Below are 26410 nucleotides of genomic sequence, written 5' to 3'. Positions count from 1 at the left end.
GGCAAACTGATCACCACGCGGCAACCGGGCCCGCCGGCCGCCCCGTCGGCGACCGGACCCGAACGAAGACCCCGCACACACCTGGGACCGGTCGGACCGACGCCGAACCGACGAAAGGCACGACGTGCGGCTGCACACCCGGGAATGGGGCGCCGGCGACCGGATCGCCCTGCTTGTTCACGGCATCATGTCCGACTCCCGCACCTGGCGCCGGGTCGGGCCGGCGCTCGCGGACCGCGGCTATCGGGTGATCGCCGTGGACCTGCGCGGCCACGGGCTGTCAGCGCGCGGCGAGTACAGTCCGCGGCTCTTCGCCGACGACCTCGTCGACACCCTGCCCCGACAGGCCGACCTGGCCCTGGGGCACTCCCTGGGCGGGCTCGCCCTCTCCCTCGCCGTCGAACGGCTGCGGCCCCGGCGGGCGGTCTACTCGGACCCCGCCTGGTCGTCGGCCGACCCCGACCGCAACGTCGGCCCCGAGGTGTTCGCCTCCTTCAAACGCGCCACCCGCGTCCAGACGGCCGCGCTCAACCCGCGCTGGGACCCCGAGGACGTCGACATCGAGATGGCCACCCTGGCCGCCTGGGACGCCGGCTCCGCCCACTTCCTCGGCGGCCGTCCGCTCACCGGCTTCGTCCCCGACCGCCTCGTCGTCCCCTCCCTCCTCCAACTCGCCGACCCCAGCTTCCTGGTCGGCCCCGAGGATGTTGAGCGGCTCAGGTCCGACGGCTTCGCGGTCCGGACGGTCCCCGGAGCGGGCCACACCATCCACCGGGACGACTTCGACGGCTTCATGACGTCCCTCGACGGCTGGATCTGACGGCTGCGCGCCCTCTCCCCGACGGCCACCGGTGCGGCCCGCGTGGTGCCGTGGCTACGGCGCGGTGCGGGCGCGTTCGTACAGGACGGGGTCGTGAGCGTTGACGACGGTCAGGTCGGCGTCGCGGCGCCGGTGCAGTTCGGCGAGGCGGGCGTGGTTGGCGCGCACCTGCTTCAGGTCGTACGCCAGCAGGTTCTCCACGGCGCGCAGGGCACGGGGGACGGGGGCGCGTCCGTCGATCGTCCCCCGGTGGAAGAACGCGTCGCCGGCGTGCAGGATCCAGCCGCTTCCGGTGTCGACCGCGACGCAGGCGTGGCCGCGGGTGTGCCCCGGCAGGGACACCAGGACGACGCCCGGGGCGACGGCGTCGAGTTCCTTGGCGGCGGCGAAGCCGCGCCACGCCTCGCCGTCCGGCGTGTGCTCGACGATCTTCGGCCCGTGGGCCCACTGCGCCGACCGGTACCGGGACCGCTCCCGCCGGGACGGGGAGACCATCGCCCCGAGGGCCTCGGCCGCGGTCGTGTGGACCTGGGCACCGGGGAAGTCGGAGATGCCGCCGATGTGGTCGTAGTCGAAGTGGGTGACGACGATGTGGCGCACGTCCTCCCGCCGGAACCCGAGGGCCTCGACCTGACGCGCCGCCGTCTCCTCGGCCCGGAGCACGGGCCTGATCAGACGCCGGGCGGGCCCCAGCCGGCGGCCGGGCTCGGCGACGTCGCTCAGCCCGAACCCGGAGTCCACCAGCACCAGTCCGCCCGGCGCCTCGACCAGCAGGACGTGGCACACCAGCGCGCCGGTGAGCGGGAGCATCGTCCCGCAGTTGAGGTGGTGCACCTTCACGGCCGTACCGCCTTCGAGGTGTCGGGGAGAGGCGAGGACGCGTTCGGGAGGCGGCTCGCTCCACGGCCTCCGGGGGAGACCCGGCGCACAGCGTACGGGCCGCGTCCGGGCCTTGGTACGGCGAGGCCCCTGGCCGTTGAGGCCTCTCCTCGGCCTCCACGGCCCGGCGGACGGCATCGCTGCCGCCGGTAGGAGACCCGCGGCGTGGCGGAGCGCGGCGTCGCCGGGGCCAGCCCGAAGGGCGGGCGGGCCGGGGGCGTCGGGCATCGCGCCCCCTCCTGCCAGGGCGTTCCCGGCCTCATCCCTCGTCGGCGGGCGGCGGGCCCCAGTCCGCTCCGGTGCGCAGGCGGTACGCGGCCACGGCGGACTCGACGGTGGGGAAGAAGTGGCGGGGGTCGATGGTGCGGGTCAGGCCGTAGCGTTCGATCTTGCGGCGTACGGGGTCCTTGAGCTCGGCGAACACCAGGTGCACATGCCGGGCGTTGAGCTCCTCGTCGAGTTCCTCCAGCACGTCGGCGGCGGTGGTGTCCACGTCGGTCATGGGCTCCGCCGCGATCACGATCCAGCTCGGCCGCGGCTCGGCGGCGGCCAGGCGCCTGACCTCGTCGCGGAAGGCCTTGGCGTTGGCGAAGAAGAGCGGCGCGTCGAACCGGTAGATCACCAGCCCCGGCAGCTGCGCGGCCCCCGGGTAGGAGCGGACGTCGTGGTAGCCCTCCAGGTCGGGCACCCGCCCCAGCACGGTGTTGTACGGCCACCAGGCGCGCCGGAAGACGTTGAGGACGGACAGCGCCACGGCGACGGCGATCCCGGGCAGTACGCCCAGCAGCGCCACGCCCAGGAAGGCCGCGAGGCAGAGCAGGAACTCAGCACGGCGCTGCCGCCACAGCCGTACCGCCCCCGGCACGTCGGCCAGGGAGAGCGAGGCGGTGATGACCACGGCCGCCAGCGCCGGCTGCGGCAGATCGCGGAACAGGCCCGGGACCAGCACCAGCATGAGGACGATCAGCGCCGCCCCGACGACCCCGGTGAGCTGGCTCCTGGCCCCCGCGCGCTCCGCCACGGCCGTCCGGGACCCGCTCGTGCTGACCGGGAAGCCCTGGAAGAGGCCGGCCGCCAGATTCGCGACCCCGACCCCGGTCATCTCCTGGTTGCCGCGGACCTCCTGCCCCGTGCGGGCCGCGAAGGCCGACGCGTTGGAGATCGTGTCGGCCAGGGACACCAGGGCGATGCCCAGTGCTCCGCCGATGAGCGGCGCGAGGTCGGAGAGCCGGATGTCGGGGATCGTGAACGGCGGGAACCCCTCGGGCAGTTCGCCGACCAGGCTGACACCGCGGGCGCCGAGGTCGAACGCCGTGGCCGCGGCGATCGCCAGGACCACCATCACCAGCACCGCGGGGACCTTCGGCAGGAAGCGCTGGAGCACCAGGATGACGGCGATCCCGCCGCAGCCGACCGCGGCGGCGGCCGGCACCGCCGCGCCGTCGGCGAGTTCCCGGACGAACCCGGCGCCCTCGCCGATCAGACTGTCCGCCTCCACCTTGAAGCCGAGCAGCTTGGGCAGCTGACCGATCAGGATGGTCAGCGCCAGGCCGTTCATGTAGCCGATCATCGTCGGCTTGGAGATCAGGTCGGCGATGAAACCGAGCTTCGCCACCGACGCCAGGATCATGACGGCCGCCACCATGAGCGCGAGCATCGACGCCAGCGCCACGGCCCGGTCCGGGTCCCCGTCCGCCGCCACCAGGGGCAGCACGGTGGCGGCGATCATCGGCCCGAGCGAGGAGTCCGGGCCCAGCACCAGGATCCGGGACGGCCCGCACACCGCGTACCCGAGCAGACAGAGCACCGTCGTGTAGAGGCCGGTGATCGGCGGCAGGCCCGCCAGCTCGGCGTACGCCATCCCCTGCGGGACCAGCAGTGTGGTCAGGACGACCCCCGCGACCAGGTCCTTGACCAGCCACTCGCGCCGGTAGGACGACACCGCCTCGACCCCGGGGACCGCCCGTACCCGGGCGAGAAGCCCTCGACTCTCGCGCTGCGTTGTCACAGACCCGCCCCGTCCTTCCGTCCCGGCACCGCGCACAGCGTGGCACGCGAACGGCCGGGGCCCCGGCGCGGACGGTGAGGTGTCGGCCTGCCGGACGGCGACGTCAGCCGAGGTCGAAGAGGTTCGGCAGCCGCAGGAGGTACCGGGTCCGGTCGTGGCGCTTGAGCGCCTCGAACTCGGGTGCCCGGTACAGCGGGGTGACGGTGCACCGTTCGGCGGACGAACCGATCCGGTCCAGCAGGGCGTTGACGGCCTGCCGGGCGGAGGTGTTGGCGCCCTCCATGGTCGCCAGGTCGATGGGTACGGCCACGTAGTCACCGGACAGGAAGAGGTTGGGGATCCTCGTGGCCGAGCGCGGCCGGTGGTGGAAGGTCCCCGTCGGATGGATCAGCAACTGCTCCTCGTTGACCGGGTTCGGGGTGCCGAGTCCGTCCACGGCCGGGTCGAGGAACCAGGAGTGCAGAACCGAGTCCTTCAGGACCGTACGGCCGGTGTCGTTCAGCGCGGCCTTCAGCTGCGCCCACACCTCGCGGGCGACCTCGGCGCGGGTGCACTGCTTGGCCGTCTTCCCGTACAGGATGCCCGGCCGGTCCCACTCGGAGACGTCCACGGAGAGGCAGTCCGCGACCGTGCCGTCCCCGAAGTCGGCGGGGAAGTCGTGGCCCGGCCAGTGCTGCGCCTGCGCGATCGCCGTCAGCGACCAGGGGGAGTCGATGAGGTCGAGATGGCCGTGCAGGATCGGCGTACGTTCGGTCAGATAGAACTGGATGCCGGTCATCCAGTCGGTCTGCAGCCGGTCGCACGCGGCGAGTTGGGGGTCGGCGGCGCGCACGGCCGGGTTCCAGGTGCGCCGGGCGTGCTCGACCGGCATGGCCGAGATGTAGTGGTCGGCGGTGACGGTCCGCCGGGTGCCCGCCGGATCCTCGATGACGGCCGCCCCGATCCGGCCCCCGTCCAGGGTCAGGTCCCGTACGGTCCAGCCGATCCGGAACTCGACCCCGAGGGAGCGCAGATACGTCACCCACGGGTCGATCCAGGCCTCGTTGGTGGGCGCGTCGAGGATCCGGTCCAGCGGGCCGTCCGCGCCCCGCCCCAGCAGGTTGAAGGCGAAGGCCTCCAGCAGGGTGGCGACCGTACGGGTGCTGGCCTCTTCCGCCTTGGTGGCCACGATGTTGCGGGTGATGCCGACCGCGAGGATGCGCTGGTAGTCGTACGACATCTGCCCGGCCCGGACGAACTCCCACCACGGTGTCCGCTCCCAGGTCTCGTCGCGGCGCTCGTCGCAGCTGGTGAGGAAGACGAGGAAGCGGTTGGCGAAGTAGAGGGCCTCGTGGAGGGGGAGGTTGAAGGCGGTGTCCAGCAGCGCGGTGACGGCCCGGCGGAACTCGTCGGGGGTGAGGTCGGCGGGGCTGCTGTCCGGCCAGGGGAGCGGGATCCTGATGTCCTCGCGGCCGCCGGACCGGGCGAACAGCATCTCCTTGGGGGCGACGAGGTTGTCGTGCACGCCATGGGCGTTGCCCGGGAAGGGGATGCGGCGCATGGTGTCGGGCAGGTTGTGATAGATCCCCGGGATGAAGCGGAAGCCGTGCTCCCCGGGCAACGGGGCACGGCCGCCCGTACCGCTGCCCGGTACGTCCATGCTGCGGGCCTTGCCGCCGAGCGCCTTGCGTTCGTACACCGTCACCCGGAAGCCGCGCTCGGCGAGTTCGTGCGCCGCCGTGAGACCGGCGACGCCCCCGCCCAGGACCGCCACGGTGTGTGGCGCGGCCTCTTCCCGCGCCTCTTCCCACGCCACTTCCCGGGCCTGTGCCCGTGGCGCGGTGCCGAGGGCGACGACGCCGCCGGCGGCCGTCGCCGTACCCAGGAACCCTCTGCGTGTGGTGCCGCCCAGTGCGTCCATCGCCCACCCCTTACCGTCGGTAACCATTGGCGTACGAAGATAGGAGCGCCACACCGATCCCGAAAGACGACCGACGCCGCCGGGGCCACTTTGGCTTGATGCCGCGTCAGGCCCACGCGCCCGTCCCTCGTCCGCCCCTCGCCCGTCCCTCACCCGCGCCTCTTTCGTGGCCGGTGTGGTGTGCGTCACCGCGGCCGGATTGAGTGGCGGGCCAGGGGCGTTCACGTACCCTCTCGTGACGCATGGGACCAGGACTGCGAGGATGGGGCGCGATGACCGCTGGGGGGTGTTCCCGCACGCTCAGGGCCGCCGTGTTCGCGGCCGTCTGCGTGCTGCTCACCTCCCTCGGGCACGTCCTGATGTCGGGGACCGGGGTGCCCTGGTGGGCCATGGTCGCGGGGACGGCGGTGACCGGCGGCGCGGCCTGGTGGTCGGGCGCCCGGGAGCGCGGGCCGCTCCTGGTCGGCTCCGCCACCGTCGCCGCGCAGGCGTTCCTCCACGCGATGTTCTCGCTCGCCCATACGGTGGTGCGGCATCCCCGGGGCGCCACGGGCCCGGCCACGGACGCGTTCGGCCACTCGACGGGCGCCCTGCCCGTCCGGTCCGCCATGGCGACGATGGACCACACCACGGGAACCCCGCCCGCCTCACCGTCGACGGACCACCTGGGCGCGGCGGTCACGCATGGGCTGGAGCACGTCATGGGCGGCCTGCCCTCGACGGGCATGTTCGCCGCCCATCTGCTGGCCGCGCTGCTGTGCGGCCTCTGGCTCGCCCACGGTGAGCGTGCCGCCTTCCGCATCCTGCGGGCGCTCGCCGGATGGCTGACCGCACCGCTCCGCCTGCTCCTCGGACCGTCCGCCCCGGCGTACCGTCCGCCGGCCCGCGCCCGCCGCGCCCGTAGCGACGGCGGGCCGCGCCGCTATCTCCTCATCCACGCGATCACCTCCCGGGGGCCACCGGCCGGGACCGCTGTCGCCGTCTGACGACAGCCGGTTTCCCGGGGCGTCCGCGAGCACGACGCGCTGTCGGCTCCACGCCCCGGACACACGCCGCACCCCCGAGCGCGAAGGTCAGCCATGGCCGATCCGCGCGCGCCGGGGCTGCCCCGTGTCCCGCCACGCCAACAGCCCACCCACTCAAGGGAGTTCCCCGTGCATCGCTCCACCCTGCTGCCCACCCTGCGTCGATCCGGCGCGCTCACCGCGGTCGCCCTCGCGGCCGTCGTCGCCGTCGCGGGGCCCGCCGCCGCCCACGCGGACGTCGAGGCGAAGGGGGCCCGCGCCCTCGACCAGAACGTCGAACTGACCTTCTCCGCCGCGTCGGAGTCCACCACGGCCGGCATCACCAAGCTGGAGGTGATCCTGCCCGAGGGCATCGCCCCCGCCGACATCACCTACGAGAAGGGCCCCGACGGCTGGAAGCTCACCCCCACCGGCCGGGGCTACACCGTCTCGGGCGAGAAGCAGGCGGTGGGGGAGGACGTCGAGTACGTCGTCTCCGTACGGCAGTTGCCCGACGCGAAGTCGCTGGTCTTCAAGACCCTGCAGTCCTACAGCGACGGCAAGGTGGACCGCTGGATCGAACTGGAGGAGGAGTCCGGAGACGGCCACCACGGCCACCCGGCACCCCGCCTGGACCTGAAGGCCGCCGCGCCCGGCGCGAAGCTCGTCAGCCCCACCCCCACCCCCTCCGAGGAGCCCACGACGGCGGCCCCCACGAAGGAAGCCACGAAGGAGACGGGGCCGGACGCCGAGACGCCGTCGGCGGAGCCCGCGTCGGCCGACACGGACGGCGACGACGGTCTCTCCCCGGCCGTGCCGCTGGGCATCGGCGCGGTCGTCCTCGTCGCCGTCGGCGGCGGAGTGTGGTGGCTGCGCGGACGCCGCGGCGGAACCGCCTGACCTCGGACCCGCACGAGCCGGGCTCGGGGACGAGCCCGGCCTCGGGGGATTCCCGTCCGGAGGCGAGCCCCCTTCCCGGTGCGGGCCGGGGCCGCGCCCGCCGCGTACGCCCGTGGCGCCGGACGGTGAATCGGCCGGGAGGGGGTATGCGGATGTCGGTCAACAGCCGTGGGGAAAGGATCCAGGATGACCGACGACGCCTATCTGTTCCTGCTCGACGACGAGTCCGTACCGCTCGGCGTGGCCCCCGCCGCCGTCGAGGACCTCGCGTGCATGGAGACGCCCGCGGTCCGCGCGTGGCTGGACGCCCACGGGACCACGCCGACCTCCGCGCGCCTGCGCCTGCTGCCGCCGGAGGAGACGGCCGCCATCCCCGAGGGCGCGGAGCGGGTGCCCGTCCCGCTGAGCGACGAGGAACTGAGCCGGGTCCGCCACCGGTTGGCGCCGGAGCCGCTGGCCCGGATCGAGGAGGAACTGCTCGCCTACCGCGACTGCGCGGACGGCCGGGACGGCCTGATCGGCCGCGCCCTGGCCGCGGGCGTGCCGCCGCACCGCATCGTCGAGCTGACGGGGATGGACCCCGCCACGGTGAGCGCCGCGGCGAACGGCTGAGCCGCCGCGATGGGAACCGTGGTCCACGTCCCGCAGACGCGGGACATGATCGGGGAGGAACTCTCCGGCGACGAGGCGCTGACCGCGCTCAGGCGCTACGGGGGTCGCCGGCTGCTCCTCGACGCGTTCGCCCGGTTCCGCTACGCGGACGGTTTCAGCCACTCCCGTTCGCTCGCGTTCCAGGTGGTGCTGGGCCTGGTGCCGTTCACCATCGCGCTGGTCGGCGTGGCCACCACCGTGCACACGGAGAGCGTGGGGCGGATCATCGAACTCACCGTGGGCCGGATCGTGCCGGGCGCCAGCGCGAGCCTGGTCGAGGACGCGCTGGACGCCACCGCGCGCAGTGCCGGTTCCGGCGTCTGGAACGCCGTCGCCATGTGGCTGGGACTCGCCTTCGCCCTGCTCAACCTCGCTTCGGCGATGGGGCAGGTGGAGCGGGGCGCCAACCGCATCTACGGCATCGAACGCGACCGGCCCTTCCACGCCAAGTACGGGCGGGCCCTGCTCCTCGCGCTCGCCGCGGGCATGCCGATGATCCTGGGCTTCCTCGTGCTCGTGGCCGGGGACGCCGTGGGGAACGCGGTGGTGGAGGCCCTCGGCTGGTCGCGGGCGTGGCTCGGCTGGTGGGGCCCCCTCGAAGTGCCGCTGGGCGTCCTGCTCGCCTGGGTCGCGTCGGCGGTGATCTTCCGCTGGGCCCCGCGCAGGGACCAACCGGGCTACACCTGGCTCGCTTTCGGCTCGGCGGTCCACCTGGTCCTGTGGGTCACGGCCACCTGGCTGCTGGCGCTCTACGTCGCGAAGAGCGGGTCGTTCGGCGCCGTGTACGGGCCGCTGACGGCGTTCGTCGCCCTGCTGCTGTGGGCCAACCTGACGGGCGTGGCACTGTTCCTGGGCATCGCGTTCGCCGCCCAGCTGGAGGCGGCCCGCGCCGGCATCACCGAGGCCGTACGCCCGGATCCCGGGCCGGGGCCGTGATGCCCGGCCCGGGACCGGGCAGGCCCTCCGGCGGCCGACGCGGGAGGCATGCATGGGACCATCGCGGGTACGGGCGCGTAGGTGAGGGGGGGATGAGGGCGGGACACGTGGGATCGAATGCCGATGGCGACGGCTGTGGCGGGCCGGACACCTGTCTGATGCGCGCCGGATACGCCCTGGGCGGCGAGGACGGCTGCATCTCCGATGCCCGCCACCACGCCCTCGCCTTCCTCGACCGTGCCCACGCCGATCACCACCTGCCCGTCTCGGCACGGGTACGGGACCTCACCCAGCTGGTGGTCAGTGAACTGGTCACCAACGCCCGCAAGTACGCCCCCGGGCCGGTGCTCCTGGAACTACGGGTCACCACCGACAGCGTGGACATCGTCGTGTGGGACAGCGATCCCACGGTGCCCGCCGCGCAGGCCGCCGACCCCGACCGGATCGGACAGCACGGGCTGGAGATCGTCAAGGCCGTCACCGAGGACCTCTTCGTCGAGCAGGAGCCGGTCGGCAAGCGCATCACGGCACGTATCGCCCTGGCCGATCCGTCCGGTGGCGGCCGGTAGCGCACGGGGCACGGTGGTTCGCGGAGCGGACGTCGCAGGGCTCGGCGGACGTCAGAGGACCACGGCCATACCGACGAGTCCGATCACGATCAGCGCTGCCAGCACCAGGATCAGGGCGAGGGACATCGACCCCCATCCCTTGCGCGGTGCGGGCGGCTCCGGGTGGGAGATGCCGTAGGTCCCCCCTTCGCCCGGCGGAGTCTCCCCGGGCGGCACACCACGGTGGGCGTCGGCTCCCGGCATCCGTCGGGGGCCGGGATCAGGGGTCGTCATGGCACACGCTCCTTCGGTGGACGCGCTACTTGTTGGGCTTCGTGGAGCTGATGTCCCCGAGGGCCGACTCGGGGTCGCGCTCGATGGCCAGGTCCCCGAGGGAGACGATGCCCACCGCGTGCTGCTCCTCGTCGACGACCGGCATCCGGCGGACCGAGTGCTCACGCATCAGTTCCACCGCGCGGCGCACGTCGTCGTCCGGGCCGACCGTGACGAGGTCGTCGCTGCACGCGTCCGACACGGTCGTTCGGTTCGGGTCGCTGCCCTCGGCCACCGTGCGGACCACCAGGTCGCGGTCGCTGACCAGCCCCCGCAGCCGATCGCCCTCGGTGACCAGGACGGCGCCGATGTCCTCGTCCCGCATCATCCGGGCCACGGTCGCCACCGACGTCCGCGGCTCGACGGTCACCGGGGCGCTTGTCATCAGGTCGCTGACATGCTGAGTCATGGGAACCCATCCCTCCGTGGAGTGGGACGGCACCTTTCACCGCCGCTCGGTCTCGCGAGTACCCATAACCGACAAAACCCCACGCGGTTGCTTCGGCTGCCTCCCCATGGGCACCCGTCCGCCTCAATCACCCCTGAAGTCGGCTCAACCACCCGGAAGTGAGCGAGGTGTCAGAGATGTCCAATCCGCAGCAGCCGGAACAGCGGCGCAGTGACAAGGGCGGTGCCACACCGCAGGACAGCGCCGAGCTGAAGGCGCGGCAGTCGGAGACCAGGCGTGGCGGCCGTGCCCACGGCACGGACAAGGGCGACAAGGGCGGAGGCAAGGGAGGGGGAGTGCCGCCGGGTCAGCAGCCGGATCATCCGTAGGCGCTGTGTGCACTCCGGATCCCTGGGCACTCGAGTGAGGCCCGTATACGGGTGATGCGAGTGGTGCAGGTGATACCCGAGATGCAAGCGAGACGGAGGTGACCGATGGCGGCGATCACGTCGGTGTCGACGTCGACGCTGTTCCTCACCCCGCCGGGTGTGTACGCACCGCAGTGGGACACGGAGTTGCTCACACGCGCCCTGTGCCGAGAGGGCGTGGACTCGTCCACCGACGTGCTCGACCTGGGGACCGGCAGTGGCGCCGTGGCCGTACAGGCCGCGCGTCTGGGTGCCCGGGTGACCGCCGTGGACATCTCATGGCTCTCCGTGTTCACGGCACGCGTCAACGCGCTGCTCGCCCGGCGGCGCGTGCGCGTCCGGCACGGTGACCTCACCACAGCGGTCACGGGGCGCACGTACGACCTGGTGATCAGCAATCCGCCCTATGTGCCCTCGCCCGCCGGCCGGGTACCGCGCGGGGGCCCGGCCCGGGCATGGGAGGCCGGCCGGGACGGCCGCGTCTTCGTCGACCGCCTCTGCGCGGCCGCACCCGGGATGCTCCGCCCGGGCGGGGCCCTGCTGGTCGTCCACTCGGGCCTGTGCGGCACCGACGCCACGCTGCGGAGCCTCGCGGACGGCGGACTGCGTGCCTCGGTCGTCGACCGCGCCGAGGTGCCCTACGGCCCGGTGCTGCGCTCCCGCCGCCCCTGGCTCGTCCGCCAGGGCCTGATCGGGGAGGGTGACGACCACGAGGAACTGGTGGTCATCCGCGCCGAACGCCCCTGACCGAGCGCCACGCGGCATCGGCGCCCATGGGCAACCCCCGGCCCCCGACCTCTTCTTCGCTTTCGCTCCCCGGCTCCCGTCGTGCGCGACGGGAGCCGGTCACGTCCTGTTCTGGCGCTGGTCGCTGCTGGCACGGCGGAGTCGGTCGGTGTGGCGGGTGATGTCGTCGACGCGGGCCGCGATGTCGGGGTGGCCCGGCGTCAGATAGGTGTGCGTGTCCGCGAGGGGGGCGATGAGGGCGGCGGCGTCGTCGTCGGCGAGGGCGGCGGTGAGTTCGCCGAGGGGGGTGCGGGCGGCGGCGGGGAGGTCGGTCAGCGCGGTGATCCGCCCCGCGAGCCCGCGCAGGTCCGCGGCGTTGGCGCGGGCCCAGGTGGTGACGGTGCGGTCGGCGGCGCGGCGGTCGCGGGTGGCCTGTACGCGCTGTTCGCCGGTGGAACCGGGACGTCCGGGCCGTACCCGAAGGTAGCGGCGCTCGGCCGCCTGACGGCTGGAGACGCCGAGGGGGTGGGCGAGGTCGGCCCAGCTGGCACCCGCCTCCCGGGCCGCCTCGATCAGACCCGCTTCCCACTCGGCGAGTTGATCCCGCGCCTCGCGGAGCATCAGCAGCGCGGCGAGCGCCTGCTGCGAGCTGGCCGCGTCGGGTTCGGGTCCATTCGCGTCCTGGGGTGTCCGGGCCGTGTGCAGGGCCTCGTGGATCGTGTCCAGGGCCGCGGCGGCCGCGAGGAAGGACGTGGGCGTGAGACCGCCGGGGTCGGAGGCGGGCTGATCGGCGCTGGTCATGGGCCCTCCAGTGCGGTGTCTTCCGAGGTGTCGGCTGAGGCGATCGTGTGGTGTCATCGTCTCGATGACTTTCCACTTGTCATCACTTGGATGACATGTTACAACGAAGGCAGGTGGAACGCATTGGCAGGAACGTGCCTGACCCGAACACTGGAGGTGTTTGACGATGTTGATGCGCACCGATCCGTTCCGTGAGCTGGACCGCCTCACCCAGCAGCTCCTGAACACGACCGGCACCTGGTCGCGCCCGTCGGCGATGCCGATGGACGCCTACCGCGAGGGTGAGGAGTATGTGATCGCCCTCGACCTGCCCGGTGTGTCCCCGGACGCGATCGACGTCGACGTCGAGCGGAACATGCTGACCGTCAAGGCCGAGCGACGCCCCGTCACCAAGGCGGACGACGTGCAGATGGAGCTCTCCGAGCGGCCCCTGGGTGTCTTCTCCCGCCAGGTCGTGCTGGCCGACACCCTGGACACCGAGCACATCAAGGCGGACTACGACGCGGGTGTGCTGACCCTGCGGATCCCGATCGCCGAGCGCGCCAAGCCCCGCAAGGTCGCCATCGGCGGCGGCACCACGCACCGGGAGATCAGCGGCTGAGTCCCTGCCGGCGGCCCGGACGAGCGCCCGGGCCGCCGCCTCGCTCTCGACCCTCACCACCCCCGCGCCCCCTCACTACCCCCTCGACCCCCCCCTCGGACGAGAAAGGCGACCGCTTCACGATGTTCACCCTGCAAGAGCCGTGCCGGCACACCGTGGGCATGACGTTCGAGCAGATGCTGGAGAGAGTGCGCTACGAGGGCGCCTACCCCACCCGCGCACGGGCCGAGGAGGCCGTGCGCACCGTCCTGGGCGCCTTCGGCCGCCGGCTCACCGGCGACGAGCGCGTGGAACTCGCGGCCAGGCTGCCGCACGAGGCCGCCCGCTGCTTCACGGCGGAGATCCCCGACACCGAACCCGTCACCGGCTGGGGCTTCGTCAAGGACCTGGCGTCCCGTACGGGTGGTACGCCGGCCACGACCCGCTGGGACACCGGCACCGTCCTGCGGATCGTCGCCCAGCTCGCGGGCGACGACCTCCTCGACCGCATCCTCGCCCAACTCCCGCCCGGGTACGCCCTGCTCTTCGGCCGGGCCGAACTGCCCCCGGCCCCCACGGCTTCCCTGGCCTCCGCGGGAGCCCCGACCGGCACGACGGCCTTCTGAACCCACGGCGCCCCTCCGCACCACGGCGGGCCGGTCCCTCGTGGGCGACGTGTGCCGGCCTCGCCGCTCTGGGAGGCTGAGGGGCATGACGGTGTGCGGAGTCGTGGAGTTGCGGCAGTTGACCTGTCCCGGTGAGGTCGACGGTGACCTCAGACAGGAGATCGTCGACTGCTGGGCAGAAGTGGCCAACGCGGGCGGTGCCGTGCTCGCCACCGAGTTTCCCCCGCTGCCGGTCACCGCGCGGGACGTCGCCCCCGTGGTCGACGGGCTCGTCGGCCGACTGCACCCGCGGCACGGCAGACTGCTCGTCGCCACCGTCGGCGGCGCGCTCGCGGGCTGGCTGATCCTGCGCCGTGAACCGCATCCCCTGGGCGCGCACTGCGGCACCGTCAACCACGTCCAGACGAGTCCGCGCCATCGGGGCCAGGGCATCGGCGCCGCCCTGATGCACCGCGTGCGTGACATCGCGCGGGACGAGATGGGCCTGGAGCGGCTGTCGCTCTCCGCACGGGGCGGCGTGGGGCTGGAGGACTTCTACCGCAAGGTCGGCTGGGTGGAGGTCGGCCGATGGCCCGGCGCGCTGCGGATCGCGCCGGGCGACGACCGGGACGCGATCCTGATGAGCCTCGCCCTCTGAACCGGACCTCAGGGGCGAGGCCTTGCCCGCCGAACCTCGCCCTCCGGGCCGCGCCCGAGCCGTCGAGCCCCCGCTCCGACCGTCCCGTTCCAGCCGTCAGACATCCGGAAACAGTCGGAAATCGCCCCCCTTCCCGCGCGCCGGATTGAGAAGGCCCGGTGCTGGTTACGGTCGTTATGACTGTTCGCCGACACCGGTCCGCACTCCTCGGCGGGAGGAACCGCTGGTATGAGCGACGACCCGTTGTACCTGGAGCCGCGGCTGGCACCGCCCACGGCGGCGCTCCTGGCGTCGGCTCCGCTCCTCCACACCCTCGTGGACGCACTCGGCTCACCGCTCAACATCGTCCTGCCGGACCGGATCGCCGACAATCTGCGGCAGTTCCGTTCCGTCTTCGACCGCCACCGCCTCGGCGGGCAGATCTTCTTCGCCCACAAGGCCAACCGCTCCAGCTCGCTCGTCCGTCGGCTCACCACCACGGACGCCTGCCTGGACGCCGCCTCGCTCCGCGAGCTCCAGCACGCGCTCGGGTCCGGCTTCGCCGGGGACCGGATCATGGCGACGGGCCCCAAGGACCCGGAGTTCCTCTGGCTCACCGCGCGCAGCGGGGCCGTCCTCAACGTCGACGGCCCCGAGGAACTGCGGCAGGCCGCCGAACTCGTCCGTACACACGAACTGCCGCCCCTGCGCGTGCTGTTACGCCTGTCCGGATTCGAGGGAGCCGGAACCAGACGGCTCTCGCGCCGAAGCCGGTTCGGCACGTCGGTGAAGTCCCTGCACCACCTGCTCGACATCCTCGAACACCACCGGCGGTACCTGGAGCCGATCGGTGTCGGCTACCACCTCGACACCACCAGCCTCGACGAGAAGGCGGCCGCGCTCGACGGATGTCTCCAGGCCATGGACGAGCTCCACATCCGTGGTTTCCGGCCGCGTGCCATCGACGTCGGCGGCGGCTTCGGCATCGACTACCTGGCGCACGCCGCCCAGTGGGAGCGCTACACCACCGAGCTGACCGGCGCCGTCATGGGCAGCCGCCCACCCCTGACCTGGGGCGGCCACGGCTACGGCCTGCGGGCCGAGAACGGCACCCTGAGAGGCGCGTTGAGCCTGTACCCCGCCCATCGCCCCGTCGCCGGGGCCGCGTACCTCGACGCGCTGCTCTCCCACCCCTCACCGAGCCTCGGGCGCCCCCTCGGCGTTCTGCTGCTGGAGAGCCTGTACGACCTCTACGTCGAGCCCGGTCGCGCCCTGGTCGACCAGTGCGGCCTCACCCTCGGCCGGGTCCTGGAGGTCCGGCAACAGGAGGCCGGGCCGTACCTGGTGCGCCTCGCGATGAACGCGGGGGACGTCGGCCTGGAGGACCACGGAGTGCTCATGGACCCCTTGGTCCTGCCCCGCGACCCGGGCTCCGCCGACGCGACGGGCGCGGTCGCCGTCCACCTGATGGGCAACCTCTGTCTGGAGGCGGATCTGATCACCCGCCGCACCGTCTTCCTGCCCCGGCTCCCGCGCCCCGGCGACCTGCTCGCGTTCGTCAACACGGCCGGCTACTGCATGGACTTCGGTGCCACACACGCCCAACAGCAGCCCGTCGCCCGCAAGGTGGCGGTCCACCGGCAGGACGGTCGGTCGCAGGACGGTCGGTCGCAGGTCGGTCCGTGGCGGTGGTGTCTGGACGAGGAGTACTGGCCGTTCGACCGCACGGGGGGTCCGCAGGGATGAGGTACGACACCATCACCGACGCCATCGGCGACACGCCGCTGGTCCGTATCGACCCGGCCGTCCACGGCCTGCGCAACATCGACCTCTACGCAAAACTGGAGATGCTCAATCCCTTCGGCTCGCTGAAGGACCGGGCCGCGTGGAGCATGACCCGCCAGGACATCACCGGAGCCAAGGAACGCGGCGAGACGATCGTGGAGCTGTCCAGCGGCAACACCGCCAAGGCCCTCGCCCTCATCGCCGGCCTGCACGGACTGCCGTTCAAGAGCGTCACCAACCGGATGCGCGTACCGGAGATCAAGGACCTGCTCCTCCTGCTCGGCGCCGAGATCGAGGAACTGCCCGGCCAGACCGAGTGCCTGGACCCCACCGACACCGAAGACCCCCTCACCCTCTTCCACCAGCGGCTGAACCGCCCGGGCGGCGCGCATCTGCACACCGACCAGTACTTCAACGCCCTCAACACCGAGGCCCACGCCACCGGAACGGGCCCGGAGATCATCGCCGACCTGGACGGCCGCGCCCCCGACTGGTTCATCGCCTGCGTGGGCACCGCCGGATCGTCCACCGGTGTCGCCAGGGCGCTGCGCGCGCACGACCCGGCGGTGCGCGTCGTCGGACTGGTGGGCCGGAAGGGGGACTTCATCCCCGGTATCCGTACCGTCGACGAGGTGCAGGAGGTCGGCATCTTCGACCCGGCCACCTACGACACGCTGGAGGCGGTGAGCGCCGACGAGGCCATCGACGGCATGCTCACCCTGCTCCGCCGCTGCGGACTGCTCGCCGGCCCGACCGGAGGCGCGGCCTACCACGGCGCCGTCCGCCATCTCGCCTCCCTGGACGCCGAGTTGACGGAGCGGAGGACGGCCGTCTTCATCGTCTGCGACCGGGCCGAGAGCTATCTCGGCTACGTGCGGCAGCGCCGCCCGGACCTGCTGGGCCGCCCTCCGGCGAGGAACGCGCTCACCGGCCCCACCGACAGCGAGATCCGCTCGGTGAAGGTCATCGACGTCGACGACGCCCAGAAGTGGATCGCCGAGCAGCGCCCCCTGGTGATCGACCTGCGCGGCCCCTTCGCGTACGCGGCCCTCCACATCGACGGATCGGTGAACATCGTCGACGAACTCTTCGAGGAACTCCTCCGGGGCGGACTGCCGTTCAGTAAGCGGCAGCCCGTCCTGCTGGCCTGTCCGGTCGGGGAGAAGTCGGCCCGGTACGCCGCCCTGCTCACCCGGATGGGCCACCCCGACGTGCGCAGCCTGGCCGGCGGCGTCATCGCCTGGCGGGACGCGGGCGCACCCCTGGTGCGTGACTGAGATGACCGACCCCGCCACGGAGCTGTCGGAACTGGCGGCGTGGCAGCGGCCGTTGCGCGCCCAGTTCCCGATCATCACCGCGCACCCCGACCTGGTCTACCTGGACAGCGCGGCCACCAGCCAGAAACCGCGGGCCGTCCTGGACGCCGTACAGACGTATCTGACCACGACCAACGCCAACGCGGGCCGGGGGTCCTACCCCTGGGCCAACACCACCACGGCGCTGGTGGAGCACACCCGGGAGCAGGTCAAAAAGTTCCTCGGGGACCCGGACCCGGAACGGTCGTCGGTCCACTTCACCAGCGGGACCACCGCCGGGCTGCGCACGATCGCCCTGGACTGGCTGCCCGCCCTCCTCTCCGACGGGGACGAGATCGTCGTCCCGTACGCCGACCACCAGGCGAACCTGTCACCGTGGCTGGAGGCCGCACGGCTGCTGGCACGACAGGGCGTGCGCGTCCACGTCCGGCAGCTGCCGTACCAGGCCGGCTCCGGCGACTACGATCCGCGGGCGCTCGCCGCGCTCGTCGGCCCCCGCACCCGTTTCGTGGCCGCGACCCACGTCCACCACGTCTACGGCGCCGACATGAACGTGCACCGTCTGCGGCAGGTCGTCGGGCCGGAGGTACCGATCTGCCTGGACGCCGCGCAGAGCGTCGGGCACGTGCCGGTCTCGGTGGCCGAACTCGACGTGGACTTCGTGGTCTTCTCCGGCCACAAGACGATGGCCCTGCCCGGTTCCGGCGCGGTCTGGGCGCGCGGCCGGCACGGACCGCCCTTCCGGCCCGGCGGCTGGAACGGCACCCCCAACACGGTCGGAGTGGCGGGGCTCGCGGCCGCGCTCGACTGGCTGACCGCCGCCGACCCGGCCCGCATCGAACGCTGGACCGTGGCGCTGACCTCGCTGCTGACCGACCGCCTGGCCCGGATGGACGCCTACGAGGTGCTCGGCTGCCGGACGAGCCTCAGGGCCGACAGCGAGGTGCAGCGGCGCCGCAGCCTCGTCACCTTCCGGCATCGCGGGATCGGCTCGCAGGACCTCGGCTTCATCCTCTTCAGCCGCGGGTTCATGGTGCGCTCCGACGGCCACTGCCAGGCGGGCCGCGACCCGGAGGACGGCTCGGTACGGGTGAGCCTGCATGTGCACAACACCCCTGAAGAGATGGAAGAACTGCTCACCACCCTCGCCAGTCTGCAATGATTTCCATTAACAGGAACGGTTTCCGGAGACGGGGGCAGTGCGACAGGCATGGGTCTGAGTACGACGACGGCGGCGCGCTGGGTGGAGCGCTGGGAACGCCAGCAGCAGTTGTACGCGGTCGACCGTGAGGAACGGTTCGAGGTCATCGCGGATCTGGTCGAGCATGTGACCCGCGACCGGGCGGTGCCCCTCGTCCTCGATCTGGGCAGCGGCCCGGGATGCCTGGCGGCGCGGCTCGCCGCCCGACTGCCGGCCGCCGACGTGCTCGCCGTGGACGCGGACCCGCTCCTCCTGGAACTGGGCAGCGCCCACTACGGCCCCGCCCTGCGCTACGTCAGAACCGTGATCGGCGAACCCGGCTGGCTCGACGCGCTCGCCCTGGAGCGCCCCGTGGACGCGGTGGTGTCGACCACCGCCCTGCACTACCTCGGCACGGAGACCCTGCGGGGCGTCTACCGGGAACTCGCCGGGCTGCTGCGCCCCGGCGGCATCCTCATCAACGGCGACCACATCAGCCCCGACTCCACGAAGGTCTCCGAACTCGCCCTCGACATCGGCCGCCGCCGGAGCGAACGCTCCGCCCTGCCCCTCGTCGAGGACTGGGACTCCTGGTGGGCCGGCGCCGCCGCCGACCCCGAACTCGCCCGGCTCCTCTCGCACCGCGCCGACGCCGGACGCCCCCACTGCGAGGGCAACGACCTGACCCTCTCCGGCCACGTCGCCCTCCTGCGCGACGCGGGGTTCGAACACGTCGGGCCCGTCTGGCAGGTGGGCCCCAGCCACGTCCTGGCCGCCCTGCGGTGACGGCCGCCTGGACGGTCGCCTAGACGGTCGCGAGGGAGACCTCCGTCGACTTGAACAGGGCGGTGACGGCGGAGCCCGCCGCCAGACCGAGTTCGGTGACCGCGTCCTTGGTGATAGCGGCGGTCAGCTCGCCGCCCTCGACCGCGACCCGCACCGAGGCCATGGCGGAGCCGGCGGTGACCTCGCGCACGGTGCCGGGGAGCCGGTTGCGGATGGACAGCCCCTCCACGGGGCCGGTGGCCAGCGACACCTCCGTGGCCTTGACCAGCGTGCGTACGGTCGTGCCCGCGGTCAGGTCGAGGGCTTCCACGGCGTCGAGGGTGATCGCGGCGGTGACCTCCTGCCCGCCGTCGAGGCGGACCCTGACGGTCGCCATGGCCTCGCCCGGGGTGACGCCGGTGATGGTGCCGTGCAGCTGATTGCGGATGCTCAGGCTCATGGGGGAACGCCTCGCAGCGGGTGACGGATCCGACCGGTTTCGGGCGACCGGCCTCGCGACGGCCGACCTCGGACGACCGGTCTGGGACGACCGGCTCGGGCGGGCCGACTTCGGGACGGCCGTGCGGCCCACCGTAGCCCGGGGAGGGGGCTGTCCCCGTGAGGCGCATCGCGCCCGCGAGGCGCGAGCGTCGCCGTGCCTCGCGACCCCGGGAACGGCCCGTAGGCGCACCTGGCGCCGTCCCCCGTCAGGCAGGGTAGGCGTGCGTCTGGCTCGCCTTGACCGTCGCCCAGATCTCCGTGCCCGGGTGGATGCCGAGCTCCGCCGCCGCGACGGTCGTCAGGTCGACGGCCAGGGCGAGTTCACCGGCGAGGGAGGCCCGGATCTGGTCGCCGTGGGCGTCCATGCCGGTGACCTCGCAGTGCCAGAGGTTGCGGGCGCTGGAGCCGGTGGGCCGGTCCCGGTGGAGCGTGACGGCGCTGGGCGGGAAGGCGACGAAGACCGGGCCGGTCAGGTTCTCCGTCGTCGTGATCGCCGGTCCGTCGGGGAGACGGACGGTGTGGCCGCGCGCCTCGCCCCGGTAGAGGTTGAGGCCGACGAGGTGGGCGATGTAGTCCGTACGGGGACGGCGGGCGATGTCGGAGGGGGTGCCCTCCTGGACGACGTGTCCGTCCTCGATGACGACGAGACGGTCGGCCAGGACCATGGCGTCCAGCGGGTCATGGGTGACGAGGACGGCGACGGCCTCGAAGTCGGCCAGATGGCGCCGGAGTTGGGCGCGCACGTCGAGGCGGGTGCGGGCGTCGAGGGCGGCGAGGGGCTCGTCGAGGAGGAGCAGCCGGGGGCGGGTGGCCAGGGCGCGGGCGAGGGCCACGCGCTGCGCCTGGCCGCCGGAGAGCCGCCGGGGCTTGCTTCCGGCCTGGGCGGCGAGGCCCATCCGCTCCAGCCATTTCGCTGCCTGCGCCCGCGCCTCCGCCTTGCTCGCGCCGTGGCAGCGGGGGCCGAAGGCCACGTTGTCGAGGGCGGTGAGGTGGGGGAAGAGGAGATAGTCCTGGAAGACCACGCCGACCGGGCGTGACTCCGGTGGCCGGCCGTCCAACTCGGCGCCGTCCAGCCGCAGCCGGCCACCGTCCGAGAGCGGCACGAGCCCGGCGAGGGCCCGTAGCGCCGTCGTCTTGCCGGCGCCGTTGGGGCCGAGCAGCGCCACCACGTCACCGGGCGCGGCGGTCAGCGTCACATCGAGACGGAACGCAGCGCCGCGTACGACCACCAGCCGTGCGTCGAGACCCTCGCCCGGGGCCGGGGCCGGGGCCGGGGCCGGGGTCGGGGCCGGGGCCGGGGTCGGGGTGGTCTTCCCGTGGTCGGTCATGAGGCGGTCATCCATCGGTCACGCAGCCCCGCCAGCACCGCGATCGACACGGCCAGCAGGACCAGGCTGAGGGCGATCGCCGCCTCCGGATCGTTCTGCAGGGCGAGGTAGACGGCGAGGGGCATGGTCTGGGTACGGCCGGGGAAGTTGCCGGCGAAGGTGATGGTCGCCCCGAACTCGCCCAGCGCACGGGCCCACGCCAGTACGGCGCCCGCCGCGACCCCGGGCGCGATCAGCGGCAGCGTGACCCGGCGGAACGCCGTGAACCGGGAGGCCCCCAGCGTGGCCGCGGCCTCCTCGTACCGGGGGTCGGCGGCCCGTAGCGTGCCCTCCACGCTGATGACCAGGAACGGCATCGCCACGAACGCCTCGGCCACCACGACCCCGGCCGTGGTGAACGGCAGGGTGACACCGAACCAGTCGTCCAGCCACTGCCCGACGACCCCGTTGCGACCGAGTGCCATCAGCAGCGCCACACCGCCGACCACCGGGGGCAGGACGAGGGGGAGGGTGACGAGGGCCCGTACGAGACCGCGTCCGGGGAAGTCCACCCGGGCCAGCAGCCAGGCCAGCGGCACCCCGAGGACCAGACTCACGGCCGTGGCCGCCGTGGCGCACACGAGCGACAGCCGCAGTGCCTGCCACACCTCGGGGCTGGTGAGCAGGTCGGGCATGCTGCGCCAGGGCGCCCGGATCAGCAGGGCGACGAGCGGGAGGACGAGGAGGACGAGGCCGATCAGCGCGGGCAGGAGCAGGGGCAGCGGGACACCCCCGTGGCGCCCGGGGAACCCTCCGGGTCCGGGAAGCCACCCGCGTCCGGGGACGCGCCGACGACGCGGACCCCCGTCCAGGGTGTCCACGGCGCCCGCCACCTCCGGAGAGGACGAGGCGGAAGGAGAGGGGGACGTCACGGCTCCAGGAACCCGGCCTCGGTCAGGACCTTCTGGCCCTCGGCGGACCGCACGAGCGCGATGAACGCCTTGGCGGTGCCGGTGTTCTTCGACTCCTTGAGCAGGGTGATGGGGTAGTCGTTGATCGCGTCGGCGGACTCGGGGAACTCCACGCCCTCCACCTTCTCACCGGCCGCCCGCACATCGGTCTTGTAGACGACCGCCGCGTCGGCCTCCTTCAGCACCACCTTGTTGAGCGCGGACTTCACGTCCTCCTCGTACGACACCGGCGTGAGCTTCAGCTTGCTCGCGTCGATGGCCTTCCGCGCGGCGGCGCCGCAGGGCACGGCCTCGTCGCAGAGCACGATCTTCAGACCGGATCGGGTCAGGTCCTCGAGGGAGGAGATCTTGTCGGGGTTGCCGGGGAGGGTGGCGATCTCCAGCTGGTTGCGGACGAAGGTCTCGGGGGTGCCGGAGGCGTCACCGGCATCGGTCACGACGGCCATCGTCCTGGGACTGGCGGAGGCGAACACGTCCGCCGGCGCGCCACCGGTGATGCCGGCGGCGAGCGCGTCGCTGCCGCCGAAGTTGAACGTCACCTTCGTCCCGGGGTGCTCCTTCTCGAACCGCTCGCCCAGCGTCGTGAAGCTCTCCTTGAGCGAGGCGGCGGCGAAGACGGTCACCTCACCGGACAGCTCGTCCGAGCCGGAGGAGCCCGACTTCGCGGAGGAGCCGGAGTCGAAGGAACCGCAGGCGCTCAGGGCCAGCAGGGCGGCGCCACCGACCCCGACTGCCCGCAGGGTCCGCCTGGTCGTACGGGTCCGGCGTACGGCACGGGTCATCACGGGTCCACTCCTCTGGTCCTGCACGGACTGCACGGACTGCACGGACTCGGCGGCGGTCAACGCCCCTGATCAGCAGATCAACAGATCAACCGGCCGACGCTTGCCGTCCCCGATTCCGTAGCTGGGTCTGCGCAGATGATAATGCCGCAAATGCCAGGTGCAGGCCATCAGTGTCATCGCATGAGCCGGGCTGTCCGATGCTCAGCATGGCATGTGCGTTCGCATGAGAGGGGCGGGTCGGCCGACGGGTGCCCTCCGCCCCGCTCACCGAGGCCCACGTCCGCCGGGCGAGGCACTTTCCCGCGTCCGATCGGCTGAAATGTCGCCCACGGGCCTCAGGCGGGCCTCCGACGGCCCGACGTTGGGAATTCCCGATCCCCGCCTCTGAGGAGCACCATGACCGACTCGCCCGACGACAGAACTGTCACTTTCCTCCAGCACGCCGCGGAACCGGTCCGCGCCCACCTGGCCACCTCGACCCCCTTGAGCAGCTTCCTCGAAGGCGCCGGCACCCTGACGCTGGAGGAACGCCGCCTCATCGTCGATCAGGCGCTCGTCCTGCTGGAGCAGAACTACGTGCACCTGCCGCTGAAGGCCGCGATGCACGCCGTGAACCCGGTCCAGCGCCTGCGGGTCCTGCGTCGGCGACTCGAACGGCAGACGGAGCAGACCATGCCTCGGGAGTGGCTCTTCCACGCCGAGGTGTCGGAGATCTTCCACTCCGTCCGGGACCTCCACACGAACTACCTGCTCCCGGACCCCTTCAACGGCAGGATCGCCTTCCTGCCGTTCCTCATCGAGCAGTACACCGACGACCAGGGCACCCACTTCATGGTCACGCACGTGGCCGAGGGCTTCTCCGCGCCCGGCTTCGGGCCCGGCGTGGAGATCACCCACTGGAGCGGCATTCCCGTCTCGTCGGCCGTCGACCTGAACGCGGCCCGGTTCGCCGGCAGCAACGCCGCCGCCCGCCGCAGCCGAGGCGTCCAGTCGCTGACCGTGCGGCCGCTGCGCATCCACCTGCCTCCCTTCGAGGAGTGGGTGACCGTCAGCTACATCGACGAAAGCGGCACGCGGCGTGAGCTGCGCGAGAACTGGCGGATCGTCGAGAACCTGCCTCCCATGGTGGACGCGGACGCGATCAGCGCCGCCGCGCTGGCCCAGGGCCTCGACCTCGACGCGGACGAGACGAGCCGGGCCAAGGTGCTGCTGTTCGCCCCTCGGGTCGTCGCCCAGGAACGAGCCGTCCAGGCCGACGAAGCCATGCCCGAGCTGCGCCGGGGCGAGGTCGCCACGACCATGCCCAAGGTGTTCAAGGCCGAGCACGTGGAGACGTCGTCCGGGACGTTCGGCCACATCCGGATCTTCACCTTCGGCGTGGACGACCCGGCGGCCTTCGTCCGGGAGTTCGTCCGCCTCATCGGACAGCTCCCGCAGAACGGCCTCATCGTCGACGTCCGGGACAACGGCGGCGGCCACATCCACGCCGCCGAGTTCACCCTTCAGACCCTCACCCCCCGCCGGATCGCCCCCGAGCCGGTGCAGTTCATCAACACCCCGCTCAACCTGCGTATCTGCCGGAGGCATCAGGACGGTTCCACGGGCATCGACCTCGGCGCCTGGGTCCCCTCCATGGAGCAGGCCATCGAGATCGGCGCCACGTTCTCCAGCGCCTTCCCCCTCACCCCCGAGGACGGTGCCAACGCGATCGGGCAGCAGTACTTCGGGCCGGTGGTCCTCATCACCAACGCGCGCTGCTACTCCGCCACCGACATCTTCGCCGCGGGGTTCCAGGACCACGGGATCGGCCCGGTGCTCGGCACCGACGAGAACACCGGAGCCGGCGGGGCCAACGTCTGGACCCACAAGCTTCTCTCCGACCTCCTCCAGGGCGACCGGGCCACACCGTACGTACCGCTGCCGAAGGGAAGCGGCATGCGTGTGTCCATCCGCCGCACCCTCCGGGTCGGCGCCCTGTCCGGCACCCCGGTGGAGGACCTCGGCGTGATCCCCGACGAGGCGCACCGGATGACCCGCCGGGATCTCCTGGAGGACAACGCCGATCTCTTCGACAGGGCGGGGCGGCTGCTGAAGGACCGGGAGCCGCACGCCGTGTCCATCACGGACACGATCTCCGTCAACGGTTCGCTGAAGTTCAAGGTGCGGGCCACGAACGTCGATCGCGTGGACGTCTACGTCGACCAGCGACCGCGTGCGTCGGTGGACCTCACCGACGGACAGGCCGACGTCACCGTGCCCGCCGCGCCGCCCGGTCGCTCGGCCCGCATCGAGGGCTTCGAGGCCGGCCACCTCGTCGCCAGCAGGACGGAACGGCTCAACTAGGGCCTGTGGGCGGGGACATGGCCTCCATGTCCCCGCCCACGAGCTCGGACGACGGGATCAGCGGCGGCATCAGCGGGGGGGGGACATGTAGAGGTCGAAGGCATTGTGCAGCACCTTGTTGAGCGGGAAGTCCCACTCGCCGAGGTACTCGACGGCCTCGCCGCCGCTGCCGGACTTGAACCGCAGGAGCCCCAGCAGGTGGTTGTCCTCCTCCAGCGTGTCGGTGATGCCGCGGAACAGGAGATCCTCTCGTCGCGCGGGGAGGGGCGCCGACCTAGGCTGAGGGTGTCGTAGGAGGTCCCGGTGGTGCCCTTCGTTCTGCCGCTGCCCCTCGCTCGGGCCTGCGCGGTCACCGCCGTACCCGAGGGGCCGGGCTGGAGTCTGGAGCCGAAGTGGGACGGCTGGCGGTGCCAGATCCACACCGCGACACAGCGGGTGTGGAGCCGGCGCGGTACGGATCTGTCCCGCGCGTTCTCCGACGTCGCCGCCGCTGCCGCCGAACTGCCGGACGCCGTCCTGGACGGTGAACTCGTCGCGGTCCTCGACGACGGCTCCGGCGTGGCCTTCGACCGGCTGCAGAGCCGGGCCGGCCGCCGCGGCCCGCGGCGCGACGCCGACTTCACGGTCCACGCCGCCTTCTTCGACGTCCTCGCCGTCGGCGCCACCGACTGGCGGCCCCGCCCGTACGCCGAGCGGCGCGGCGAACTGCTGCGACTGCTCGACGCCGGACCCGCCACGCTGCGCCCCGTACCGGCCACCGAGGACGCCGGGCAGGCCCTCGCCTGGGTCGGAGCGCTCGCCGGAGTGGAGGGGCTGGTGGGCAAGCGGACCTTCGCCCCGTACGCCGCCGGCCTCGCCTCGGGCTGGGTGAAGTGGCGCGAGCGTCACACCACCGAGGCCGTGATCATCGGGGTGACCGGTACGACACCGACGACCCAGGCCCTCGTCCTGGGGCGCCCGCGGCTCGGCGGGATGCGAGCCGTCGGCGTGAGTCTCCCGCTCGCCGGGCAACTGCGTCAGGCCCTTGCACCCCTGCTGCGCGTGGCGGGCGAGGAGATGCGCGAGCTGCCGGGCGCGGCGTGCGGGCTCCCCGGCACGGACACGGTGCGCTTCTGGCCGGTCGAGGCCGAGGTGGTGGTGGAGATCGAGGCCGACCAGCCGGGGGCGGAACCCGGCCCGCACGGACGTCGTCCACTCGTCCGACGCGTACGGGGGGACCTCTCGCCGGATCTGCTCGACGAAGGAGAGTGACCGGGGGCCGGGTCCGGCTCCCGTGCCGGGGCGGCCCCCCCCACGGGGGTGGCCCGTGGGCC

Annotated in this window: 27 protein-coding genes and 1 pseudogene; 17 read left to right on the top strand and 11 right to left on the bottom strand. The window is 72.6% G+C overall.

All coding sequences use genetic code 11. From position 1 onward, the window contains the following. Positions 1 to 124: 124 nt before the first annotated feature. Positions 125 to 820 carry an alpha/beta fold hydrolase gene (locus tag ACZ9QC_RS08265; protein WP_472919551.1) on the top strand — a complete coding sequence of 232 codons (696 nt, stop codon included), beginning with the start codon at positions 125 to 127 and terminating at the stop codon, positions 818 to 820. A gap of 54 nt (positions 821 to 874) precedes the next feature. Here ACZ9QC_RS08265 and ACZ9QC_RS08260 read toward each other — a convergent pair whose 3' ends face one another. The 3 genes from ACZ9QC_RS08260 to ACZ9QC_RS08250 all read right to left on the bottom strand — a co-directional run bounded on the left by ACZ9QC_RS08260 (position 875) and on the right by ACZ9QC_RS08250 (position 5607). After that, entirely contained in the window at positions 875 to 1660 is a 786-nt protein-coding gene (locus tag ACZ9QC_RS08260; protein WP_472919550.1) for an MBL fold metallo-hydrolase, read from the bottom strand. Positions 1661 to 1958: 298 nt separating this feature from the next. Continuing rightward, positions 1959 to 3707, bottom strand: a complete 1749-nt coding sequence (locus ACZ9QC_RS08255) for a SulP family inorganic anion transporter (RefSeq protein ID WP_472919549.1) — start codon at positions 3705 to 3707, stop codon at positions 1959 to 1961. Positions 3708 to 3810: 103 nt separating this feature from the next. Beyond that, on the bottom strand, positions 3811 to 5607 hold the full coding sequence (locus ACZ9QC_RS08250; RefSeq protein WP_472919548.1) for a hydroxysqualene dehydroxylase: 1797 nt from the start codon (positions 5605 to 5607) through the stop codon (positions 3811 to 3813). 272 nt (positions 5608 to 5879) lie between these two features. Here ACZ9QC_RS08250 and ACZ9QC_RS08245 point away from each other — a divergent pair, with 272 nt between their 5' ends. The 5 genes from ACZ9QC_RS08245 (at position 5880) to ACZ9QC_RS08225 (ending at position 9667) form a co-directional block, all read left to right on the top strand. Continuing rightward, positions 5880 to 6593 (top strand): hypothetical protein, encoded by a 714-nt coding sequence (locus ACZ9QC_RS08245; protein ID WP_472919547.1) that lies wholly within the window; start codon positions 5880 to 5882, stop codon positions 6591 to 6593. Positions 6594 to 6761: 168 nt separating this feature from the next. Further along, the gene (locus ACZ9QC_RS08240; RefSeq protein WP_472919546.1) at positions 6762 to 7511 is read left to right on the top strand and encodes a DUF1775 domain-containing protein; all 750 of its coding nucleotides are present in this window, start codon (positions 6762 to 6764) and stop codon (positions 7509 to 7511) included. A gap of 186 nt (positions 7512 to 7697) precedes the next feature. Continuing rightward, on the top strand, positions 7698 to 8123 hold the full coding sequence (locus ACZ9QC_RS08235) for a DUF6003 family protein (protein WP_472919545.1): 426 nt from the start codon (positions 7698 to 7700) through the stop codon (positions 8121 to 8123). A 9-nt stretch (positions 8124 to 8132) separates the two neighbouring features. Next, a complete protein-coding gene (locus ACZ9QC_RS08230; protein ID WP_472919544.1) occupies positions 8133 to 9098 on the top strand; it encodes a YihY/virulence factor BrkB family protein in 966 nt (321 codons plus the stop codon). A gap of 158 nt (positions 9099 to 9256) precedes the next feature. Continuing rightward, on the top strand, positions 9257 to 9667 hold the full coding sequence (locus ACZ9QC_RS08225) for an ATP-binding protein (RefSeq protein WP_472919543.1): 411 nt from the start codon (positions 9257 to 9259) through the stop codon (positions 9665 to 9667). Positions 9668 to 9718: 51 nt separating this feature from the next. Here the strand turns inward: ACZ9QC_RS08225 and ACZ9QC_RS08220 are convergent, their stop codons facing one another. Continuing rightward, positions 9719 to 9940, bottom strand: a complete 222-nt coding sequence (locus ACZ9QC_RS08220) for a DUF6480 family protein (protein ID WP_472919542.1) — start codon at positions 9938 to 9940, stop codon at positions 9719 to 9721. 25 nt (positions 9941 to 9965) lie between these two features. Further along, positions 9966 to 10388, bottom strand: coding sequence for a CBS domain-containing protein (locus ACZ9QC_RS08215; RefSeq protein WP_472919541.1), 423 nt, complete (start codon positions 10386 to 10388; stop codon positions 9966 to 9968). A gap of 176 nt (positions 10389 to 10564) precedes the next feature. Here ACZ9QC_RS08215 and ACZ9QC_RS08210 point away from each other — a divergent pair, with 176 nt between their 5' ends. Together ACZ9QC_RS08210 and ACZ9QC_RS08205 are read left to right on the top strand one after the other, a co-directional pair. Further along, a complete protein-coding gene (locus ACZ9QC_RS08210) occupies positions 10565 to 10756 on the top strand; it encodes a hypothetical protein (RefSeq protein WP_472919540.1) in 192 nt (63 codons plus the stop codon). Positions 10757 to 10861: 105 nt separating this feature from the next. Continuing rightward, positions 10862 to 11542, top strand: a complete 681-nt coding sequence (locus ACZ9QC_RS08205) for a HemK2/MTQ2 family protein methyltransferase (RefSeq protein WP_472919539.1) — start codon at positions 10862 to 10864, stop codon at positions 11540 to 11542. 99 nt (positions 11543 to 11641) lie between these two features. On the opposite strand, the gene ACZ9QC_RS08200 is transcribed toward ACZ9QC_RS08205, so the two are convergent. Continuing rightward, on the bottom strand, positions 11642 to 12322 hold the full coding sequence (locus tag ACZ9QC_RS08200) for a type III effector protein (RefSeq protein ID WP_472919538.1): 681 nt from the start codon (positions 12320 to 12322) through the stop codon (positions 11642 to 11644). Positions 12323 to 12488: 166 nt separating this feature from the next. Here ACZ9QC_RS08200 and ACZ9QC_RS08195 point away from each other — a divergent pair, with 166 nt between their 5' ends. The 7 genes from ACZ9QC_RS08195 to ACZ9QC_RS08165 all read left to right on the top strand — a co-directional run bounded on the left by ACZ9QC_RS08195 (position 12489) and on the right by ACZ9QC_RS08165 (position 19211). Then, positions 12489 to 12923 carry an Hsp20/alpha crystallin family protein gene (locus tag ACZ9QC_RS08195; RefSeq protein ID WP_184900944.1) on the top strand — a complete coding sequence of 145 codons (435 nt, stop codon included), beginning with the start codon at positions 12489 to 12491 and terminating at the stop codon, positions 12921 to 12923. Positions 12924 to 13084: 161 nt separating this feature from the next. Further along, positions 13085 to 13528: a DUF2267 domain-containing protein gene (locus ACZ9QC_RS08190; RefSeq protein WP_472919537.1), complete on the top strand. Its 444-nt coding sequence runs from the start codon at positions 13085 to 13087 to the stop codon at positions 13526 to 13528. 85 nt (positions 13529 to 13613) lie between these two features. Further along, positions 13614 to 14165, top strand: coding sequence for a GNAT family N-acetyltransferase (locus ACZ9QC_RS08185; RefSeq protein WP_472919536.1), 552 nt, complete (start codon positions 13614 to 13616; stop codon positions 14163 to 14165). 228 nt (positions 14166 to 14393) lie between these two features. Further along, positions 14394 to 15890 carry a type III PLP-dependent enzyme domain-containing protein gene (locus ACZ9QC_RS08180; protein WP_472919535.1) on the top strand — a complete coding sequence of 499 codons (1497 nt, stop codon included), beginning with the start codon at positions 14394 to 14396 and terminating at the stop codon, positions 15888 to 15890. Continuing rightward, positions 15887 to 17206, top strand: coding sequence for a pyridoxal-phosphate dependent enzyme (locus ACZ9QC_RS08175; protein WP_472919534.1), 1320 nt, complete (start codon positions 15887 to 15889; stop codon positions 17204 to 17206). The genes ACZ9QC_RS08180 and ACZ9QC_RS08175 overlap by 4 nt, the downstream gene beginning before the upstream one ends. Before the next feature lies 1 nt (position 17207). Beyond that, positions 17208 to 18407 carry an aminotransferase class V-fold PLP-dependent enzyme gene (locus ACZ9QC_RS08170; protein ID WP_472921631.1) on the top strand — a complete coding sequence of 400 codons (1200 nt, stop codon included), beginning with the start codon at positions 17208 to 17210 and terminating at the stop codon, positions 18405 to 18407. A gap of 48 nt (positions 18408 to 18455) precedes the next feature. Beyond that, on the top strand, positions 18456 to 19211 hold the full coding sequence (locus tag ACZ9QC_RS08165; protein ID WP_472919533.1) for a class I SAM-dependent methyltransferase: 756 nt from the start codon (positions 18456 to 18458) through the stop codon (positions 19209 to 19211). 19 nt (positions 19212 to 19230) lie between these two features. Here the strand turns inward: ACZ9QC_RS08165 and ACZ9QC_RS08160 are convergent, their stop codons facing one another. From ACZ9QC_RS08160 to modA, 4 genes are all read right to left on the bottom strand, one after another. After that, positions 19231 to 19650, bottom strand: coding sequence for a TOBE domain-containing protein (locus ACZ9QC_RS08160; protein WP_472919532.1), 420 nt, complete (start codon positions 19648 to 19650; stop codon positions 19231 to 19233). Positions 19651 to 19897: 247 nt separating this feature from the next. Then, on the bottom strand, positions 19898 to 21019 hold the full coding sequence (locus ACZ9QC_RS08155; protein ID WP_472919531.1) for an ABC transporter ATP-binding protein: 1122 nt from the start codon (positions 21017 to 21019) through the stop codon (positions 19898 to 19900). Beyond that, positions 21016 to 21930 (bottom strand): molybdate ABC transporter permease subunit, encoded by a 915-nt coding sequence (gene modB, locus ACZ9QC_RS08150; protein ID WP_472919530.1) that lies wholly within the window; start codon positions 21928 to 21930, stop codon positions 21016 to 21018. The genes ACZ9QC_RS08155 and modB overlap by 4 nt, the downstream gene beginning before the upstream one ends. Further along, positions 21927 to 22751, bottom strand: coding sequence for a molybdate ABC transporter substrate-binding protein (gene modA, locus ACZ9QC_RS08145; RefSeq protein ID WP_472919529.1), 825 nt, complete (start codon positions 22749 to 22751; stop codon positions 21927 to 21929). Before modA ends, modB begins: the two co-directional genes overlap by 4 nt. 399 nt (positions 22752 to 23150) lie before the next feature. On the opposite strand from modA, the gene ACZ9QC_RS08140 reads away from it, so the two are divergent. Next, positions 23151 to 25097 (top strand): S41 family peptidase, encoded by a 1947-nt coding sequence (locus ACZ9QC_RS08140; protein WP_472919528.1) that lies wholly within the window; start codon positions 23151 to 23153, stop codon positions 25095 to 25097. Positions 25098 to 25166: 69 nt separating this feature from the next. On the opposite strand, the pseudogene ACZ9QC_RS08135 reads toward ACZ9QC_RS08140, so the two are convergent. After that, positions 25167 to 25334, bottom strand: a pseudogene (locus ACZ9QC_RS08135) (peptidoglycan bridge formation glycyltransferase FemA/FemB family protein); the annotation flags it as partial. 66 nt (positions 25335 to 25400) lie between these two features. Here ACZ9QC_RS08135 and ACZ9QC_RS08130 point away from each other — a divergent pair. After that, positions 25401 to 26348 carry an ATP-dependent DNA ligase gene (locus ACZ9QC_RS08130; RefSeq protein ID WP_472919527.1) on the top strand — a complete coding sequence of 316 codons (948 nt, stop codon included), beginning with the start codon at positions 25401 to 25403 and terminating at the stop codon, positions 26346 to 26348. Positions 26349 to 26410: the final 62 nt, after the last annotated feature.

This window comes from Streptomyces sp. HUAS MS02 (assembly GCF_055702265.1).
The sequence above is the reverse complement of the archived record's forward strand: the minus strand, read 5'-3'. Positions and strand labels throughout refer to the sequence as shown.